The sequence below is a fragment of the Sphingopyxis sp. Root1497 genome, from assembly GCF_001427085.1.
Taxonomy (GTDB): domain Bacteria; phylum Pseudomonadota; class Alphaproteobacteria; order Sphingomonadales; family Sphingomonadaceae; genus Sphingopyxis.
Map to the genome: position 1 here is coordinate 302,237 of NZ_LMGF01000005.1, position 19,201 is coordinate 321,437.

Here is a 19,201-nt window from a genome sequence, read left to right on the forward strand (position 1 = left end):
TCCGGAAAGGCCCGGTCTTCGCTTGCGGGGGCCGGGCCTTTCTTTTTTGAGGAACGCACTATGACCCATCGCCGCGAGATGCTGAAACTGGCCGGAACCGGGCTGCTAGCGACCGGCCTGTCGGGATTGGCCGCCCCCGCCGCGCTGGCGCAGGCAGCGCCCGCGCCGGGCAGCGTCGCGCCGCCCTGGGCCAGGGGCTTCGACGGCCAGCGCAAAGCCGACCTTGGCGACGGACGCTTCCTCAACCCGATCATGGCGGGCGACCATCCCGATCCGTCGATCCTGAAGGACGGCGCCGATTATTACATGACCTTCTCGACCTTCGACAGCTATCCGGGGCTGGTCATCTGGCATTCGCGCGATCTGGTGAACTGGCGGCCGATCGGTCCGGCTTTGCACAAGAATATCGGGTCGGTGTGGGCGCCCGAATTGTGCAAGCATGACGGCCGCTATTATCTCTACATCCCCACCAAGGGTCCGAACACCAGCTGGGTGATCTGGGCCGATCGGATCGAGGGGCCGTGGAGCGATCCGGTCGACCTGAACCTGCCCCATCATATCGACCCCGGCCATGCGGTGGGTGAGGACGGATCGCGCTGGCTGTTCCTGTCGGGCGGCGACCGGGTGCGGCTGGCGGACGACGGCCTGTCGCGGATCGGCGAACCCGAACATGTCTATGACCCCTGGCGCTATCCGTCGGACTGGGTGGTCGAGGGCTTCGCGCCCGAGGGGCCGAAGATCACCCGTCACGGCGATTATTATTACATGGTCACCGCGGTCGGCGGCACCGCCGGCCCGCCGACCGGCCATATGGTGATCGCCGCCCGCTCGAAGTCGATCCACGGGCCATGGGAAAATTGCCCGGCGAACCCGCTCGTCCACACCAAATCGGCGGGCGAAAAATGGTGGTCGCGCGGTCATGCGACGCTGGTCGAAGGCCCGGCGGGCGACTGGTGGAGCGTCTATCACGGGTTCGAGAACGGCTATTGGACGCTGGGGCGGCAGGCTTTGCTCGATCCGATCGAGTGGGCCGACGACGGCTGGTTTCGCATGACGGGCGGCGATTTGTCGCAGCCGATCGCCAAGCCCGAGGGCGGGGCCGTCGCGGGACCGCATGGCATGGCTCTGTCCGACGATTTCAAGACGCTGGCGCTCGGCGCCAAATGGAATTTCTTCAAGCCCGCCCCCGACGAGCGCGACCGCGCGCGGGTCGAGAATGGCGCGCTGCTACTCGCGGCGCGCGGCAAGGCGCCGTCGGATTCGTCGCCGCTGCTGCTGATTGCGGGCGATCAGGCGTACAGGTTCGAATGCGATATCGAGATCGCGCCGGGCGGGGTCGCCGGGCTGATCCTCTTTTATGACGAAAAGTTATACTGCGGCCTCGGCTTCGACGGCGAGCGTTTCGTGACGCACCAATATGGCATCGAACGCGGCCGCCCCGTGAACCCGCATGGTCGCAGCCTGCGGATGCGCGTGACCAATGACCGGCACATCATTACCTATGACACCAGCGGCGACGGCGGAAAGACCTGGCATCGTTTCGATCGCGGTATGGAGGTGTCGGGCTACCACCATAATGTGCGCGGCGGTTTCCTGATGTTGCGGCCGGGGCTGTATTCGGCGGGGGCAGGGGAGGCGAAGTTCCGCAACTTCCGCTTCGAGGCGCTGGCGTAGCGATATTGTTTCGCGCAAAGACGCAAGGACACAAAGCAGGCACGCGCCAAGGCTCGGCGCTCGCCTTTTCCATGCGCGAAGAAACCCGCGTGCCGAACGTCGGCTTTGGGGTGGGAGGCGGGCTGGCAGTTTTAGAATCAGCGATTAAAAGACCTGACATCAGTCCATTGCCTGCCCTGAGTTTATGGCCAAGCCCGAAAAAGTATATGTCCGTTTCGTCTGCTATCAGCAGGTTGAATCTCAACGCCAGCGCTTGGGCTTGTTCCAAGCCTTGGACGAAGCGCGAGAGTGTAGTTTCGCCCCTTCTTGGGCATTGATGCAGATTGGCGAAATCTACGACTGGTTCAAAAAGAATTTGGCAGTTCCCAGCCAGTTTTCACGTGGCGGCTGGAAGGGCCGCGGACAGCCCGGTCTGTCATGGTTTAAGCCTGTTGCGATCGAGCATATCAGGCAAATGCACCAACTGAAGGTGGCGTTGGAAGCCTGTGGTGTTCATGTAGATATTTTGACCACCCGCGATCCCGGACATATTATCTGGCAGGACCAGCATCAGTTAGTTGCCGAACCAGGCGCTCGGAAATTCTGACGCTCTATGTCCGCAATCTGTCGACACCGGTAGTCCCTCATTCATCTTCGCAAACGTCCAAAAATTGTCAAAAAAGCCCGCTTGCGGTGGCAACAGGCTTTGCATTCTCGCACGCCTTCTTCGTGTCTTCGCGTCTTTGCGCGAAACTTTCTCGCGCGGCCGCCCCTTAAAGCGTGACGCCCGATTTCCAGATCGCGATGTCGCGTTCCTCATTCGCCTCTGCGCGCGTCGGCGCACCCGAGGCGGTCGCGGCGATCAGGTCGAGCAGGGCATCCGACGCCGCGTCGAAGCCATCCGCCAGCACCCGCCCGGCGTCGAAATCGATCCATCCCGCCTTGCGCTGCGCGAGCGCGCTGTTCGATGCGATCTTGAGCGTCGGGGCGGGGAAACCGAGCGGCGTGCCGCGCCCGGTGGTGAACAGGATCATCGTCGCGCCCGCGGCGGTGAGTGCGGTCGACGACACCGCGTCGTTGCCGGGTGCTTCGAGCAGGGTCAGCCCGGGCAGCACCGCTTCGCCGCCATAAAGCCGGACATCGACAAGCGGCACCTGGCCGCCCTTCTGCACCGCGCCGAGCGACTTTTCCTCGAGCGTGGTGATGCCGCCGGCGATATTGCCGGGGGAGGGGTTTTCGCTCACCGGTTCGCCGTGGCGGATGAAATATTGCTTGAAATCGCGCACCAGCTCGGCGGCGCGGTCGAACACCTCGCGCGACACGGCGCGGTCCATCAGCATCTGTTCGGCACCGAAAATTTCGGGGATTTCGGTGAGGATGACCTTGCCGCCCGCTCCCGCGACGGCATCGGCCATGCGCCCGACGAGCGGGTTGGCGGTGAGTCCCGAGAGGCCGTCCGACCCGCCGCATTTGACCCCGAGGGTAAGCGCGGAAAGCGGGGCCTCGCTGCGCCGGGTCGCGGCGGCGATCTCCACCAGCTCATCGACGAGCGCCAGCGCGGCGGCGAGGTCGTCCTCGACCGCCTGCGCCGACAGCGTGCGGAGGGACGCGCGGCGCTCGGGCGGGATCGTGTCGATCAGCGCGCCGAGCTGATTGCTCTCGCACCCGAGCCCGACGATCAGCACCCCACCGGCGTTCGGATGCTGCGCGAGCGCCGCGAGCAGGCCGCGCGTGTGCCCCAGATCGTTGCCAAGCTGCGAACAGCCGAAGGGGTGTTTGAAAGCATGGACGCCATCGACGCGCCCGGCATGGCGCTCGCCCGCGATCCTTGCGACCCGCGCTGCGAGATTGCCGACGCAGCCGACCGTCGGCAGGATCCAGATTTCGTTGCGCGTGCCGACACGTCCGTCGGCGCGGCGGTAACCGGCAAAGCTGCGGATCGCGACCGGCGGGGCAGGGGGCGCGGCACTGCGCGGCGCATAATGATAATCGTCGCCGCCGCCGAGCGCGGTCGCCAGATTGTGGCTGTGGACATGCGCGCCCGCCGCGATGTCGGCGGTCGCGACGCCGATCGGAAAGCCATATTTGATCACCGCATCGCCGCGCGCGATCGGGGCGAGGGCGAATTTATGCCCGCGCGGGATGGCGTCGATCAGGGTGATCGTCGCCATATCCACCGTTATGCGATCATCCGCCGCCGTATCGGCCAGACAGGTCGCGACGGTGTCGCCGGGATCGATCCGCAGCGCGGTTACCGGTGTCAACGTCGTCGGAGGATCGGATATATTCGCCATCGCCTCAGCTTTTCGGCGCGGCGACCGACTGGCGTTCGACGAAGGTCGACGCCATGACATTCGCTTCGTCGGAGGCCGTGGTTCCGATGTCGAGGAAGTCGGGGACCAATGTCCGCGCCGCGCGCACCCCCATTTCGCGGATCGGCCAGCGCACGGTGCTCAGCGCGGGCCAGATATGCGTCGCGGTCGGGCTGTCGTCGAAGCCGATGATCGACAGGTCGGCGGGCACCGCGATGCCCTTGCTGTGCGCGACGCTCATCACGCCGGCCGCCATCTCGTCGTTCGAGCAGAAGATCGCGGTCGGCGGCGCGGTCAGCGACAGCAAGGCCTCGCCCGCCTCGATGCCCGCAGTGTAGCGATAATTGCCCGGTGCCGACAGTTCGGCGGGGAGCGTCAGTCCGGCCGCGGCCAGCGCCTCGTGAAAGCCTTTTTCGCGTTCGGCGGCCGACCGGAAACCGACCGGGCCGCGCACGAAACCGATCCGGCGATGGCCGAGTTCGACAAGCTTGCCGACCGCCTCGGCAACGACTTCGCGGTCGTTTGACGACACGCAATGCTTGGCGTCGTCGAGTTGCGCCGATCCGACCCGGACGTAGCGCACGCCCAGATCCTCGCAGAGCGCGGCGAGTTCGTCATTCTCCGAAATCGGCGGCAGCAGCATCGCGCCGATCGGGCGCTGCTTTTCGAGGAACACGCGCACATCGTCGAGCATCCGGTCGGACCCGCGATCGACCGGGCGGACGAGCAAGGCGAGGTCGCTGTCCTTGATCGCGTCGAGCACGCCCTGCTGGAAATTGAGCACCGTCTGCGCGTTCGGATTGTCGTGGAGCAGCGCGATCAGGAAGTTGCGGCGAAAGGCCAGCGCGCGCGCCTGCGGGTTGGGCACGAAACCGAGCATCTTGATCGCCTGTTCGACCGCCTGGCGCGTCTTGTCGGTAATGAATTCGGACCGGTTGATGACCCGGCTGACGGTCTTTTTCGAGACGCCGGCAAGTGCCGCGACGTCGTTGATCGTCGGTTGCTTACCGCTTTTTTCCCGCGTGCGTGGCGCCATGGAGGTTTCACTTTTCCTGTGCGGGCCCGGTTGGTCCGGCCCGCTGTTTCCTACTGCGCGCCCGCTGTCACAAAATCAACCGCGCTGATGGCTATTCGCTTGCTTTTGACACCGGTGTCTCTTACAGGAATTTTCGGATGAGGGAAATGACAAAGATGCTGGCAACGAGCGAACAACAAGCCATAGCCAAGGCGTTTCTGGCCGCACGGGCCGCGAAGACACCGCTTACCGACTATCCCGGCGCCATGCCGCAGGGCTTGGCCGAGGCCTATGCGATCCAGGATTCGGCGATCGCCTTCGACGGCCGCCCGGTCGGCGGCTGGAAGGTCGGGCGGATAGCCGACGAACTGGTCGCGCGTTTCGGAGGCCACCGCATCGCGGGGCCGATCTTTGCCAATGAGATCGTCGATGCCGCCGACGGGGCGGTCCCCGCCATGCCGGTCTACGGCGGGGGGTTCGCGGCGGCCGAGGCGGAGGTGCTGCTGCGCTTCGGCGACGTCGGGACCCGCGAGTACGACATCGCCTCGGTCCGCGACGCGATCGACGAGATACGCACGGGGATCGAGATCGCGAGTTCGCCCTTTCCCGGTATCAACAAACATGGCCCCGCGGTCACCGCGTCGGATTATGGCAACAACAAGGGGCTGGTGCTCGGTCCGCGCATCGCGGACTGGCAGGATGCCGACCTGATCGCGATGCCGGTCGAATTCCGCATCGATGGCGAACGGATCGGAGCGGCGACGATGGAAACGATGCTCGACGGTCCCTTCGGATCCGCGCTGTTCCTGATCCGCGCGCTGCGCGCCCGCGGCATCGCCATCCCGCCCGGCACCTGGGTGTCGGCGGGGGCGATCACCGGAGTGCATGAAATTCGCCCCGGCCAGGACGCCGAGGCGCTGTTCGACGGAAAAATCCGCGTCAGCTGCAAAATCACGGGCTAACAAGAGCCGATAACGGGAGAGATTCATGGCACAGGCAATCGCGGACGGAGGTACGGCGTCGCCGGTGCCCCGGGCCGGACGGTACCGCTGGCTGATCATCGCGCTGCTTTTTGCCGCGACGACGGTCAATTATATCGACCGGACGATGCTGGGGCTTCTCGCCCCCGTGCTCGGCGACGATCTCGGCTGGTCCGAGAATGATTATGGCAACATCGTCACCGCCTTCCAGGCGGCTTATGCGATGGGCTTCCTGTTGATGGGCTGGCTGATCGACCGTTTCGGACCGAAGGTCGGCTATGCGATCGCGATTTCGATCTGGACGATCGGCCATGTTGCGCATGGCTTCGCCTCGTCGGTCGTCTCCTTCATGATGGCGCGGGTCATCCTCGGCGTCGGCGAGGCGGGGCATTTCCCGTCGGTCGTGCGGGCATCGAGCGAATGGTTTCCACAGAAGGAGCGCGCCTATGCGATCGGCTGGGTCAACAGCGCGACGACGATCGGCGTCATCCTGACCGCCCCGACCATCTGGCTGTTCATGGTCTGGATGGGTTTCGACTGGCGCCAGACCTTCATCTACACCGGTATTTTCGGCGCGATCCTGCTCGTCCTGTGGCTCTGGCTGTACAGCAATCCGCGCGAGAGCGGCAAGGTCAGCGAAGCCGAACTCGCATGGATCGAGCATGACCCGCCCGAGAAGATCGAACGCCTCGGCTGGAGCAAGATCGTCACCAAGCGCGAAGCCTGGGCCTTTGCGGTCGGCAAATTCCTGACCGACCCGGTGTGGTTCCTGATGCTGTTCTGGCTGCCCAAATATTTCAGCACGACCTACAATGTCGATCTGAAGGTCGTCCTGCTGCCGATGATCATCATGTATCTGCTGTCCGACGTCGGCAGCATCGTCGGAGGCTGGACGTCGTCAAAGCTGATTCAGCAGGGGCATAGTGTCAATTTCGCGCGCAAGGTCACGATGCTGGGCGCGGGATTCTGCGTGCTGCCGCTGCTGTTCGTCACCGGCCTCGAAAATATGTGGCTCGCCGTGGTGCTGATCGGCATCGCGCTCGCCGGGCATCAGGCCTTCTCGTCGACGATCCTGTCGATCCCCCCCGACATGTTCCCGAAACGCGCGGTGGGGTCGGTGATCGGGCTCGGCGGGTTCATGGGCGGCGTCGGCGGTATGATCATGGCCAAATCGACCGGCCTCGTCCTCGACGCGACCGGCGGCAACTACACGCTCATCTTCGCCGCGTGCACCACCGTCTATTTCCTCGCGGTGCTGGCGATCCACCTGCTCAGCCCCAAGCTTGCGCCGGTGACCGTAGAAAGCGATGCTGCCCCCGCATGACCCGTCCGCTCGCCCTCAATCCCGATCGCCTGTTCCCGTCGGACCCGGGGCAGCGCGATATCGCGCGGCGGCTCTATGCTGAGGTCGCGGGGCTGCCGATCATCAGCCCGCACGGACACACCGACCCCAGCTGGTTCGCGGGCAACGCGCCGTTCGGCAACGCCGCAGAGTTGCTGCTGCACCCCGATCATTATGTGTTTCGCATGCTCTATTCGCAGGGCGTGTCGCTCGACGCGCTCGGCATTCGCAACCCCGCTGCCGATCCGCGCGAAAGCTGGCGGCTGTTCGCCGAGCGCTATCATCTGTTCCGCGGCACCCCGTCGCGGATGTGGATGGACTGGGTGTTCGCCGAGGCGTTCGGCATCGAAGTGCAGTTCGAGGCGGCCACGTCGGACCTCTATTACGACTGGATCACCGAGGCGCTGGCGACCGGGGCCTTCCGCCCGCGCGCGTTGTTCGACCGCTTCGGCATCGAGGTGATCGCGACCACCGAAAGCCCGCTCGACACGCTCGAGCATCATCGCGTGATCCGCGCCGCGAACGACAGCGGCGAATGGGCGGGGCGGGTGATCACCGCCTATCGCCCCGACCCGGTGGTCGACCCCGACTTCGAAGGCTTCTACGCGAATCTCGCGCGCTTCTCCGAGCTGACCGGCGAGGATGCGTACAGCTATGCGGGCTATATCGCCGCGCACCGCAAGCGCCGGGCCTTCTTCGCCAGCATGGGCGCGACCTCGACCGACCATGGCCACCCGACCGCCGCGACCGCCGACCTGACGCGCACCGAGTCCGAGGCGCTGTTCGCGCGCGTCACGCGCGGCGAGGTGAGCGCCGCCGATGCCGAACTGTTCCGCGCCCATATGCTGACGGTGATGGCGGGGATGAGCCTCGACGACGGGCTGGTGATGCAGATTCACCCCGGCGCCTTGCGCAACCACAATGCCTGGCTGTTCGACCATTATGGGCGCGACAAGGGCGCCGATATTCCGATGAGCACCGATTATGTCCAGGCGTTGCGTCCGCTGCTCGGCAAATATGGCAATGAGGCGGCGCTGACGGTCATTCTCTTCACGCTCGACGAGACGAGCTATGCGCGCGAACTCGCGCCGCTCGCGGGCCATTATCCGGCGCTCAAGCTTGGCCCCGCCTGGTGGTTCCACGACAGTCCCGAGGGGATGCGCCGGTTCCGGAATCAGGTCACCGAGACCGCGGGTTTCTACAACACGGTCGGCTTCAACGACGACACCCGCGCCTTTCTGTCGATCCCGGCGCGGCACGACGTCGCGCGGCGGATCGACTGCGGCTTCCTCGCCCAGCTCGTCGCCGAGCACCGCATGGAAGAATGGGAAGCCGCCGAACTCGCGACCGACCTCAGCTACAATCTTGCCACGGCCGCGTACAAGCTGTGAGGCTTTCGGCGCAAACGCCGCTCCCGGCGTCGGTGCGGGTGCCGGGTTACGACCGCGCCGCGCAGACCGCGGGGATCGTCCATATCGGCATCGGCGCCTTTCACCGCGCGCATCAGGCGGTCTACACCGACGATGCGATGGGCGCGGGCGACCGCGACTGGGGCATCATCGGCGTGTCGCTGCGCTCGGGCGATGTCGCGGCGCAGCTCAATCCGCAGGGTGGGCTTTATTCGGTCGCGAAGCGCAGCGCGGCGAGCAGCGAACTGCGACTGATCGGTGCGGTGCAGAAGGTGCTCGTCGCGGTCGAAGACGGCCAGGCGGTGATCGACGCGATCGCCGCGCCGACGACGCATATCGTCAGCTTCACCGTCACCGAGAAGGGCTATTTGCGTGGCGTCGATGGGGCGCTCGATCTCGCCGCGGCGATGGGCGTATCGAGCCTCTACCGCTTCGTCGCCGCCGGAATGGTCCAGCGCAAGGCGGCCGGACTGCCCGGCCTGACCCTGCTCAGCTGTGACAATCTGGCGAACAATGGCGCGGTGCTGCGACGGCTGATGCGCGAGTATCTGATAGCCTATCATTCCGACCTGACCGCCTGGTTCGATGCGACGTGCCGCTGTCCCGCGACGATGATCGACCGCATTGTGCCCGCGACGACCGACGCCGACCGCGCCACGATCGAGGCGGAACTCGGGGTGCGCGACGAGGGCACGGTGGTCACCGAAGCTTTCAGCCAGTGGGTGATCGAGGATGATTTCGCCGGTCCGCGCCCGCGCTGGGAGGCGGTCGGGGGGCAGCTTGTCGCCGATGTCGCGCCCTATGAAACCGCGAAGCTGCGCCTGCTCAACGGCGCGCATTCGGCGCTCGCCTATATCGGCCTCGGGCGCGGTCACGCCTATGTGCATCAGGCGATCGCCGATCCCGCGATCCGGCCGGTCATCGAAAGCCTGATGCGCGACGAGGCGGCGCCGACGATCGACGCCGCGCCGGGGCAGGACCTGTCCGCCTATGCCGATGCGCTGCTCGACCGCTTCGCCAACCCGGCGCTCGACCATAGGCTGATCCAGATCGCGATGGACGGCAGCCAGAAAATCCCGCAGCGCTGGCTCGAAACGCTGGCCTGGCACCAGCGGTGCGGCGCGCGCTGCCCGTCGCTTCTCGCGGCGATCGATGCGTGGATCGCCTTTTTGCGCGGCGGTGCTTTCCCGATCGACGACCCGCTCGCCGATCGGCTGCGCGAAGCCGTGGCAGGCCCCGATGCGATGACGGCGCTGTTCGGACCGGTTGGTGTGCTGTCGTCGGAATGGCGGCCCGAATAAGCGCTTGGGTTTCGCGTCGGGCACCCGCATAGCTGTTGCGACAAACGGGAGACACGGTTTGGAACAACAGGGAGAGGGGCAGGGGGCAGCCGCCCCGGCCGGGACGCAGGGCATCGAGCAGGACGAGCGTTACCAGCGGCTGGTGACGACGCGTTCGCGCTTCGGCTGGCGGCTGACGATCGTCATGCTGGCCATTTATTTCGGCTATATCCTGCTGATCGCCTTTGAACCGCATATCCTCGCGCGCCCGCTGGGGAGCGGCGTGACCTCGCTCGGCATTCCGCTCGGACTCGGAGTGATCGTCGCGGGCATCTTGCTCACCGCGCTCTATGTGCGCCGTGCCAACAAGATATTCGACCGCGACCTCGATGCGCTGCGCCGGGATTATGGCGCATGAGCCGCTTTCCGATCACCCGCACTGCGCTGATCCTGCTCGCGCTCGGCTGGCCCGCGATCGCGGCGGCCGACGCGCTGACCGGCCAGACCGAGCAGCAGGCGGCGAACTGGCCGGCGATCCTGATGTTCTCCGCCTTCGTGCTCGCGACCCTCGGCATCACGCGCTGGGCGGCGGGACGCGTGCGCAGCGCGTCCGATTTCTATACGGCGGGCGGCGGCATCACGGGGTTCCAGAACGGCCTCGCGATCGCGGGCGACTATATGTCGGCCGCCTCCTTCCTCGGCATTTCGGCGCAGATCTTCGCCGACGGTTATGACGGGCTGATCTATTCGACGGGCTTCCTCGTCGGCTGGCCGATCCTGCTTTGCCTGCTCGCCGAGCGGCTGCGCAACCTCGGCCGCTACACCTTCGCCGACGTCGTCAGCTTCCGCTTCGCGCAGACCCCGGTGCGGCTGTTCGCGGCGTTCAGCACCCTCGCGGTCGTGCTCTTCTATCTCATCGCGCAGATGGTCGGCGCGGGGCAGTTGATCAAATTGCTGTTCGGCTTGCCCTATAGCTATGCGGTGCTGATCGTCGGCGCGCTGATGACCTGCTATGTGCTGTTCGGCGGCATGATCGCGACGACCTGGGTCCAGATCATCAAGGCGGTGATGCTGCTCGGCTGCGCGAGCTTCATGGCGTTCGCGGTGCTGTGGAACTTCGGCTTCTCGCCCGAGGCGCTGTTCGCCAGGGCGGTCGAGGTGAAGACCGGGCTTGCCGCCTCGGCGGGTGCGGCGCCCGCGGAAGCGGCGGCGAAGGGCCTGTCGATCATGGGTCCGGGCGGCTTTATCAAGGATCCGCTGTCGGCGATCAGCTTCGGCATGGCGCTGATGTTCGGCACCGCGGGGCTGCCGCATATCCTGATGCGCTTCTTCACCGTTCCCGACGCCAAGGAAGCGCGCAAGTCGGTGCTGTGGGCCACGGGCTGGATCGGCTATTTCTATATCCTGACCTTCATCATCGGCTTCGGCGCGATTACCTTCGTTGCGTCGAACCCGGACTATCTGATGCCCGACGGCAGCCTGAAGGGCGGCGGCAATATGGCGGCGATCCACCTCGCTTCGGCGATCGGCGGCGATATCTTCCTGGGGATCGTCAGCGCGGTTGCCTTCGCGACGATCCTCGCGGTGGTCGCGGGGCTGACGCTGTCGGGGGCGTCGGCGGTGTCGCACGACATCTATGCGTCGATCGTCAAGAAGGGGCAGGCGAATTCGGCCGACGAGCTTAAGGTGTCGCGCTACACCGTACCGGTGCTCGCGATCCTGGCGATCCTGCTCGGCATCGCGTTCGAGAAACAGAATGTCGCCTTCATGGTCAGTCTGGCCTTCGCGCTCGCCGCGTCGGGCAATTTCCCGGTGCTGGTGATGTCGCTTCTGTGGGATGGCTGCACGACGCGGGGTGTCGTCGTCGGCGGTTTCGTCGGGGTGCTGCTCGCACTGGTGCTGACGATATTGTCGCCAGCGATCTGGGGCGCGGTGCTCGGCCATGCCGACCCCGTCTTTCCGTACAGCTCGCCGACGATCTTCTCGATGCCCGCGGCATTCCTCGCGATCTGGCTCGTCTCGCTCGCCGACAAGAGCGGGCGCGCGGCGGTCGATCGGGCGGGTTACCCGGCGCAGCGCGTCCGGGCCGAAACCGGCATTGGCGCTTCGGACGCTTCGGCGCACTAGATCAGGCCTGTGACCCTCACCCTTCCGGCGCTTCGCGCCTCTCTCCCTCTCCCGCCGGCAAAGCCGGTGGGAAGGGTGAGGGGGTGTTTTGTCCGCAGCGAAGTCTGATTCGTCCCGCATTTCCGCCTAACTTCACACACAAACGCCCTCCACAAATAATATTCACACACGAGAGAGTGAATATTGACTCGCTCGCGAAGCCTCGTCATAAACATCCCGACGCCGACACCCGATCGGCGCATGCTGGGAGAGATATGATGAGGGCAATTTTCTTGGCGTCCGTGTGCGCGGGCGCGCTGTTCACCGTTCCGACCGTCGCCGTGGCGCAGGATGCCGGGGGCACCGCCCCGCAGGCCGAGGAGCAGGACGGCGACGACGGTTCGATCATCGTCACCGCCACACGCCGCGCCGAGCGCATCCAGGACGTGCCGCTCAGCATCTCGGCCTATTCGCAGGAAGAGCTGACCGAAAAGGGCATCGTCGGTTATGAGGGCATCGGGCGCGAGACGCCGGGCGTCGTGCTCAACAAGCCGACCGCGAACTTCAACAATTTCACCGCACGCGGCATCGCGACCAACGGCTATAACGCCAACCTGCAGAGCTCGGTCGCCATCTATATCGACGAACTGCCGGTCTCGACGATCGGTAACACCACTGTCGTCGATCCCAATCTGTTCGACGTCGAGCGCGTCGAATTCCTGCGCGGGCCGCAGGGGACGTTGTTCGGATCGGGTTCGCTGTCGGGCGCGATGCGCATCCTGCAGAAAAGCCCCGACCTTAACGATTTCGACACCGCCGCGCTGGTCGATCTCGGGCTGACCGGATCGGACAGCGTTCGCCAGCGCTATAACGCGATGGTCAACGTGCCGCTGGTCGAAGACAAGCTGGCGCTGCGCGTCGTCGGTTTTTACCGCGACGAGGAAGGCTATCTCGACAATGTCGGGACCGGCGTGAAGAATTCGAACACGCTGATCGATTATGGCGGTCGCGCGACCCTGCTGTGGAAACCGACCGACCGGTTGTCGATCAAGCTGCTCGGCAGCTACGAATATAGCAACCCCAAGGACAGCTCGCTGACCAGCCCGTCGCTGGGGCGCAACAAGCGCGTGTCGGACGAGCCCGACCGCTTCACCGGCAAGCAGCTGATTGCGAACGCGACGATCGACTATGAGTTCGATTTCGCCAAACTCACCAGTTCGTCAACCTATTCGGATTTCGAGCAGCGTTTCTACGTCGACCTCGCCGGCACCTTTCAGCCCGGCTCGTTCCCGGGCGCGCCGATTGCCTTCGGCCTCGACGCCGATGGCTATGACAAGGTGTTCGTGCAGGAAACGCGCCTCGCCTCGACGCTCGACGGTCCGTTCCAGTTCGTGGTCGGCGGCTTCTATCTCGATCGCCGCCGCGACGTCGATTTTTTCTACCGGTCGAGCCTGGCCTTTCTGGCCGAGCGCAACTTCACCGGGTTGCCGGACAAATATTATCAGAAGCAATATACGCATTCGCTCAGCAAGGAACTCGCGGGATTTGGCGAGTTGACCTATCGCTTCTCGGACAAGTTCTGGCTCACCGGTGGCATGCGGTACGGTGAGACGTCGGCGCAGGGCTTTACGGAGGCGGGCGGTTATCTCTCTACCGCCGCAGGCTTTGGCTATTTCGATTACGCCCTGCTTGGGTTCCGGAACATAAACTTTACGCAAACGCCTTTCGCGGCCGTGACCGGACTCAAAGCGAAAGGATCCAAGCCGTCATGGAAAGCCAGCGCGACCTTCAAGCCGAGCGACACGCTGACCACATATGCCACCTTCTCTACCGGTTTTCGGGCGCCGATTGTTAACGCCTTCGCAAATCGCCCGCCGCCGGCGACAAGCCCCAACGACATCACCATTCCCTTTGGTGCGACGTCCGACAGCCTCAATAGCTATGAAGTCGGCGCCAAAGGGCGCTGGCTCGGCGGGCGGGTGAGCATCAACGCGGCCTTCTATCTGATCGACTGGACGAACATCCAGGCGCAGGCGAACCGCGTGTCGGACTCGGTGCAGTTCGCGACCAACATCGGCGCGGCTCAGAGCAAGGGTTTCGAGTTCGAGGTCGCGGTGATCCCCGTGACCGGCTGGTCGATCGGCTTCAACGGCGCCTATAATGATAGCAAGATCACCAGGCTGTCGCCTGCCGAGGCGGCGATTTCGGGCGCGGTGCTCGGGCACCGGCTGTCGGCGCCGCGGATTCAGGGGTCGGCCTATATGTCGTATAATTTCAAGATCGGGTCCGATGTCGATGCGTTGCTCGCGGTCAACGCGCAGCATATCGGGTCGTACAACAGCAGCTTCCCGAACACCCCGGGCAATCCCAATCTGCCGCTCGCGACCTTTGGCAAGACCGACGCCTATAGCAACGTCAACCTCAGCCTCGGGCTGAAGAAGGGCGATATCTCGGCGCAGCTCTATGTCGAGAATCTCTTCGACGATCATTCGATCACCTACATCCACCCGGAGGCCTTCCTGAACAGCCGCTTCGGCACGATGCGGCCGCGCACCTTCGGCATTCGTCTCGGTTACAGTCTCTAAGCCGTGGCGACCGGCACACTCCCGTCCACCGCCACGAAGCCGGCCGCGCGGCCCGGGTTCGTCTTGGGGATGCTCTGCTTCGTCTATGTGCTGAACTTCCTCGATCGCCAGCTGCTGTCGATCCTCGCCAAGCCGATCCAGGATGCGCTCCAGATCAGCGACGGCCAGCTCGGGCTGATCAGCGGTCTCTATTTCGCGATGTTCTATTGCTTCATCGCGATCCCGGTCGGCTGGTTCGCCGACCGAACGAGCCGCGTCGGGGTGCTGTCGCTCGCCTGCGCGGTGTGGAGCGGTGCGACCGTCGCGTGTGGGATGGCGGCCAATTATACCCAGCTCGCGATCGCGCGCATGGTCGTCGGCTTTGGCGAGGCGGGGGGCGTGCCGCCCTCCTATGCGATCATCACCGACACCTATCCGCCGGGCAAGCGCGCCGCGGCGCTGGGCATCTTCAACCTTGGCCCGGCGATCGGCGCCGCGGCGGGGGTGGCGTTCGGCGCCGCGATCGCCGAGCATTTCGGCTGGCGCATCCCCTTCATCGCGGTCGGCGTCATCGGCATCGTCACCGCGCTGGTCGTGTGGCTGACAGTGCGCGAGCCGAAGCGCGGGGCGACCGATGTTGCTGCGCCGGTTTCGAGTTCGCCTGCGGACGAGAAGGCGGAGTTCTGGCCGACGGTGCGCATGTTCCTGTCGCACCCGATCCTGATGCTCGCGGCGCTCGGCAGCGGCGCGACGCAGTTCGTGACTTACGGCCTCGGCAATTTCGCGGTGCTGTTCCTGATGCGCGAAAAGGGCATGGAACTGGGCGATGTCGCGATCTGGTACGCGCTGGTGCTGCTGGTCGGCATGGGTGGCGGGATGATCGTGTCGGGGCGGGTGATCGACCGCATGGTGAAGAAGTCGCGCGCCGGCTATGCGATCGCTCCGGCGCTGTCGCTAGTCGTCGCGATGCCCTTCTATATCGGCTTCGTCTGGGCTCCGGGCTGGCCGTTGGCGCTCGCGCTGCTCAGCGTCGTGATGGTCTTCAACTATTTCTATCTCTCGGCATCGGTCGCGCTGGTGCAGGAGGAAGTGAAGCCGAACCAGCGCGTGCTGGCGGGCGCGCTGCTGCTCCTCATCATGAACTTCATCGGGCTGGGACTCGGGCCGACGTGGGTCGGTTTCGCAAGCGACTGGTTCAAGGCGCAGGGCGACGCGCACGGGCTGCAGACCGCGCTCTACACGCTGACGCCTTTCTATCTCGTCGCCATCGCTCTCTTTCTCTGGCTCGCACGGCGGCTGCGCCGCGAGGAGGCTTCGGCATGAAAAAGACAACTACGCTGCTCGCCGCCGCGATGCTGGTGGCGACACCCGTCATTGCCGCCGCGCCGGTGGTCGACGCCCCCGCCGGATCGGTCGAGGGCAAGGCGGTAGGCAAGGTCCGGATATTCAAGGGCATCCCCTTCGCGCAGCCGCCGGTCGGCCCGCTGCGCTGGAAGCCGCCGGTCGCGCTGCCCGCGTGGCAGGGGGTGCGCAAGGCGCAGAGCTTCGGCGCCGCCTGCATCCAGCCGCGCCCGACCGCGATCGGCATCTATACCAACCCGCCTGCCAAGGCCTCTGAAGACTGTCTGACGCTCAACATCTGGGCGCCCGAGGCGGCCAAGGACGCGCCGGTGATCGTGTGGATCCACGGCGGCGCGCTGACCAACGGCTACAGCCATGAGGCGATGTACGATGGCGCCAAGCTTGCCGCGCGCGGCGCGATTATCGTGTCGATCAACTATCGGCTCGGCGCGCTCGGCTATATGGCGCACCCCGAACTCAGCAAGGAATCGCCCGACGGGGTGTCGGGCAATTACGGGCTGCTCGACCAGATCGCGGCGCTCGAATGGGTGAAGGCCAATATCGGCGCCTTTGGCGGCGACGCGAACAATGTCACGATCGCGGGCGAGTCCGCGGGCGCGCTCAGCGTGATGTATCTGATGACCGCGCCCAAAGCGCGCGGGCTGTTTCACAAGGCGATCGCGCAGAGCGCCTATATGATCTCGACCCCGTCGCTTCGCGGGGCGCAGCACGGCGAAATCCCGGCCGAGACGATGGGGACCAAGGTCGCTGCGGCGCTCGGCGCCACCGACCTCGCGGCGCTGCGCGCGATGGATGCGACCACGCTCAACGACGGCGCGCTCAAGGCGGGCTATTTTCCCTGGGGTACGGTCGATGGCAAGATCTTGCCGCGGCAGCTGGTCGACAGCTTCGACCGCGGCGAGCAGGCGCCGGTGCCGATGATCGCGGGGTTCAACATCGGCGAAATCCGCTCGCTGCGTATGCTCGCGCCGCCGGCGCCCGCGAGTGCTGCGGTCTATGAGGCCGCGATCCGCGAGCGTTATGGCGATCTCGCCGATGGCTGGCTCAAGCTCTATCCCGCCAAGGACCTGAACGAAGCGGTGATCGCGACCACGCGCGACGCGCTCTATGGCTGGACGTCCGAGCGGCTCGCGGTCAAGCAGAGTGCGCTCGGCCAGAACGCCTATCTCTATTTGTTCGACCATGGCTATCCGGCGACGAGTGAGGCGGGGCTGCACGGCTTCCACGCCGCCGAAATCCCTTATGTGTTCGGCACCGCGACCGACACGCCGCCCTATTGGCCGAAAATCCCCGACACGGTCGCCGAAAAGCGCTTCGCCGCCGCGATGGGCGATTATTGGGTGTCGTTCGCGAAAACAGGCAAGCCCGAGGCGGCGGGGCAGGCGGTCTGGCGGCCCTATGGCCAGGACGCCGCCTTCCTCGCTTTCGCCGACATCCCGCGCCCCGGCGCGCGTCTGATGCCGGGCATGTATGCGCTGCACGAGGCGGCGATGTGCCGCCGCCGCGCCGCGGGCAACCTGCCGTGGAATTGGAACACGGGCATTCTCTCGCCCGTGCTCGCGAAGGGCGCCGACTGTCCATGACCGACGGTAGCATGCAGGATTATCCGCTGACGCTGAACCGCTTCCTCGACCATGCCGCGCGCTGGCATGGCGATGCCGAGGTGGTGAGCGCGCGCGACGACGGCGGTATCGATCGCATCACCTATGCCGCGCTCCGCGACCGCAGTGTGGCGATCTCGTCGCTGCTGAATGGTTTCGGGATCAGGAAGGGCGACCGCGTCGCGACGCTGGCGTGGAACAGCGCGGCGCATGTCGAACTCTGGTATGCGGTGATGGGCATCGGCGCGGTGTGCCACACGCTCAACCCGCGCCTCACCGGGCCACAACTCGCGTCGATGGCGGTGCAGTCGGGCGCGAAGATCCTGGTCGCGAGCGCCGACCTGTTGCCGCTGGCCAAGTTGATCGCCGAACGTGCCCCAGCGATCGAGCGGATATTGCTGATCGACGGCACGGTGGGGGAGGGCGCCTTTGCGGGCGTGCCGGTTGTCGCGCTCGAATCCTTGATCGCAGACGCGCCGGGCAATGCTCTCTGGGGCGATTTTCCCGAAACCGCACCCGCGGGACTCTGTTTCACCTCGGGCACCACCGGTGCGCCGAAAGGCGTGACCTACACCCATCGCGGCAGTTTTCTGCATACGCTACGCAGCCTGCAGGCCGATGTCATGGCCTTCACCAGCCGCGACGCGGTGCTCGCGGTGGTGCCGATGTTCCACGCCAACGCCTGGGGGCTGCCCTTTGCGCTGCCCGCAGTCGGCGGCAAGCTGGTGCTGCCGGGCCGCCAGGCCGATGGCGCCAGCCTTGCGCGGCTGATCGCCGCCGAGGGGGTGACGATCGGGGTTGGGGTGCCGACGGTGTGGCTTGGGCTGGTCGAACATCTTGAGGCGGTGGGCGGCGAATTGCCGTCGCTCGAACGCCTGATCGTCGGCGGCGCGCCGATGGCCCCGGCGCTGATGGAACGGCTCGAAAGCCGGCTCGGCGTCACCATCCAGACGAGCTGGGGCATGACCGAATTGTCGCCGCTCGGCGTCATCGCGCCGCCCGACGATCCGCAACGCAGTGCGGCGGTGTCGGGGCGGCCGGCGATCGGCGTCGACCTGCGGCTGACCGATGCAGGCGGCACACCGCTTCCCGAACAGCGCGGCGGCGAGGGACATTTGTACGTACGCGGCGCGTCGGTAGTCGACCGCTATTTCGGCGAGAGCGTGCCCGCGACCGACGCCGAAGGCTGGTTCCCGACCGGCGACCTCGCGCGCATCGACGCGAAGGGCAATCTCATCATCACCGGCCGCGCCAAGGATCTGATCAAATCGGGCGGCGAATGGATCAACCCCGCCGAGATCGAGGCGGTCGTCGGCGCGCTGCCGCAGGTGTCGCTCGCCGCCGTGATCGGCCGGCAGGACGCAAAATGGGGCGAGCGCCCGGTGTTGCTGGTCGAGATGCGCGGCGGCGAAGAGATCGACGATGCCGCGCTGCTCGCGCCGCTCGCGGGCCGCGTCGCGACCTGGTGGATTCCCGATGCGGTGGTGCGGCTCGCCGCCATGCCGCTGGCGCCGACCGGAAAAATCGATAAGATTCGCTTGCGGAACGAGCATGGAGCGGGTTGAGCGGACTGCGGC

14 protein-coding genes are annotated in these 19,201 nt (G+C 65.6%); 12 read left to right on the forward strand and 2 right to left on the reverse strand.

Annotated elements, in window-relative coordinates:
- Nucleotides 1-60: 60 nt before the first annotated feature.
- Nucleotides 61-1,674, forward strand: coding sequence for a family 43 glycosylhydrolase (locus ASD67_RS15880; RefSeq protein WP_056349326.1), 1,614 nt, complete (start codon nucleotides 61-63; stop codon nucleotides 1,672-1,674).
- Between the two features lie 184 nt (nucleotides 1,675-1,858).
- Nucleotides 1,859-2,260: a hypothetical protein gene (locus tag ASD67_RS15885; RefSeq protein WP_056349329.1), complete on the forward strand. Its 402-nt coding sequence runs from the start codon at nucleotides 1,859-1,861 to the stop codon at nucleotides 2,258-2,260.
- 166 nt (nucleotides 2,261-2,426) lie between these two features.
- Here the strand turns inward: ASD67_RS15885 and ASD67_RS15890 are convergent, their stop codons facing one another.
- Nucleotides 2,427-3,917 carry a UxaA family hydrolase gene (locus ASD67_RS15890; protein WP_443028045.1) on the reverse strand — a complete coding sequence of 497 codons (1,491 nt, stop codon included), beginning with the start codon at nucleotides 3,915-3,917 and terminating at the stop codon, nucleotides 2,427-2,429.
- A 34-nt stretch (nucleotides 3,918-3,951) separates the two neighbouring features.
- Complete coding sequence (locus tag ASD67_RS15895; RefSeq protein ID WP_056349334.1) at nucleotides 3,952-5,001, reverse strand: LacI family DNA-binding transcriptional regulator; 1,050 nt, start codon at nucleotides 4,999-5,001, stop codon at nucleotides 3,952-3,954.
- A 146-nt stretch (nucleotides 5,002-5,147) separates the two neighbouring features.
- Between ASD67_RS15895 and ASD67_RS15900 the strand changes: the two genes are divergently transcribed.
- From ASD67_RS15900 to ASD67_RS15945, 10 genes are all read left to right on the forward strand, one after another.
- On the forward strand, nucleotides 5,148-5,942 hold the full coding sequence (locus ASD67_RS15900; RefSeq protein WP_327197021.1) for a 2-keto-4-pentenoate hydratase: 795 nt from the start codon (nucleotides 5,148-5,150) through the stop codon (nucleotides 5,940-5,942).
- A 25-nt stretch (nucleotides 5,943-5,967) separates the two neighbouring features.
- On the forward strand, nucleotides 5,968-7,284 hold the full coding sequence (locus tag ASD67_RS15905; protein WP_056349337.1) for an MFS transporter: 1,317 nt from the start codon (nucleotides 5,968-5,970) through the stop codon (nucleotides 7,282-7,284).
- Nucleotides 7,281-8,693 (forward strand): glucuronate isomerase, encoded by a 1,413-nt coding sequence (gene uxaC / locus ASD67_RS15910; RefSeq protein WP_056349340.1) that lies wholly within the window; start codon nucleotides 7,281-7,283, stop codon nucleotides 8,691-8,693. Before ASD67_RS15905 ends, uxaC begins: the two co-directional genes overlap by 4 nt.
- A gap of 38 nt (nucleotides 8,694-8,731) precedes the next feature.
- Nucleotides 8,732-10,012 (forward strand): mannitol dehydrogenase family protein, encoded by a 1,281-nt coding sequence (locus ASD67_RS15915; protein WP_327197022.1) that lies wholly within the window; start codon nucleotides 8,732-8,734, stop codon nucleotides 10,010-10,012.
- A gap of 58 nt (nucleotides 10,013-10,070) precedes the next feature.
- Entirely contained in the window at nucleotides 10,071-10,409 is a 339-nt protein-coding gene (locus tag ASD67_RS15920; RefSeq protein WP_082545104.1) for a DUF485 domain-containing protein, read from the forward strand.
- Nucleotides 10,406-12,118: a cation acetate symporter gene (locus ASD67_RS15925; RefSeq protein ID WP_056349345.1), complete on the forward strand. Its 1,713-nt coding sequence runs from the start codon at nucleotides 10,406-10,408 to the stop codon at nucleotides 12,116-12,118. Before ASD67_RS15920 ends, ASD67_RS15925 begins: the two co-directional genes overlap by 4 nt.
- 257 nt (nucleotides 12,119-12,375) lie before the next feature.
- A complete protein-coding gene (locus tag ASD67_RS15930) occupies nucleotides 12,376-14,682 on the forward strand; it encodes a TonB-dependent receptor (RefSeq protein ID WP_056352015.1) in 2,307 nt (768 codons plus the stop codon).
- A 69-nt stretch (nucleotides 14,683-14,751) separates the two neighbouring features.
- Nucleotides 14,752-15,984 (forward strand): spinster family MFS transporter, encoded by a 1,233-nt coding sequence (locus ASD67_RS15935; protein WP_082545105.1) that lies wholly within the window; start codon nucleotides 14,752-14,754, stop codon nucleotides 15,982-15,984.
- Nucleotides 15,981-17,606 carry a carboxylesterase/lipase family protein gene (locus tag ASD67_RS15940; protein WP_056349351.1) on the forward strand — a complete coding sequence of 542 codons (1,626 nt, stop codon included), beginning with the start codon at nucleotides 15,981-15,983 and terminating at the stop codon, nucleotides 17,604-17,606. The genes ASD67_RS15935 and ASD67_RS15940 overlap by 4 nt, the downstream gene beginning before the upstream one ends.
- Nucleotides 17,603-19,189, forward strand: coding sequence for an AMP-binding protein (locus ASD67_RS15945; protein WP_056349354.1), 1,587 nt, complete (start codon nucleotides 17,603-17,605; stop codon nucleotides 19,187-19,189). Before ASD67_RS15940 ends, ASD67_RS15945 begins: the two co-directional genes overlap by 4 nt.
- Nucleotides 19,190-19,201: the final 12 nt, after the last annotated feature.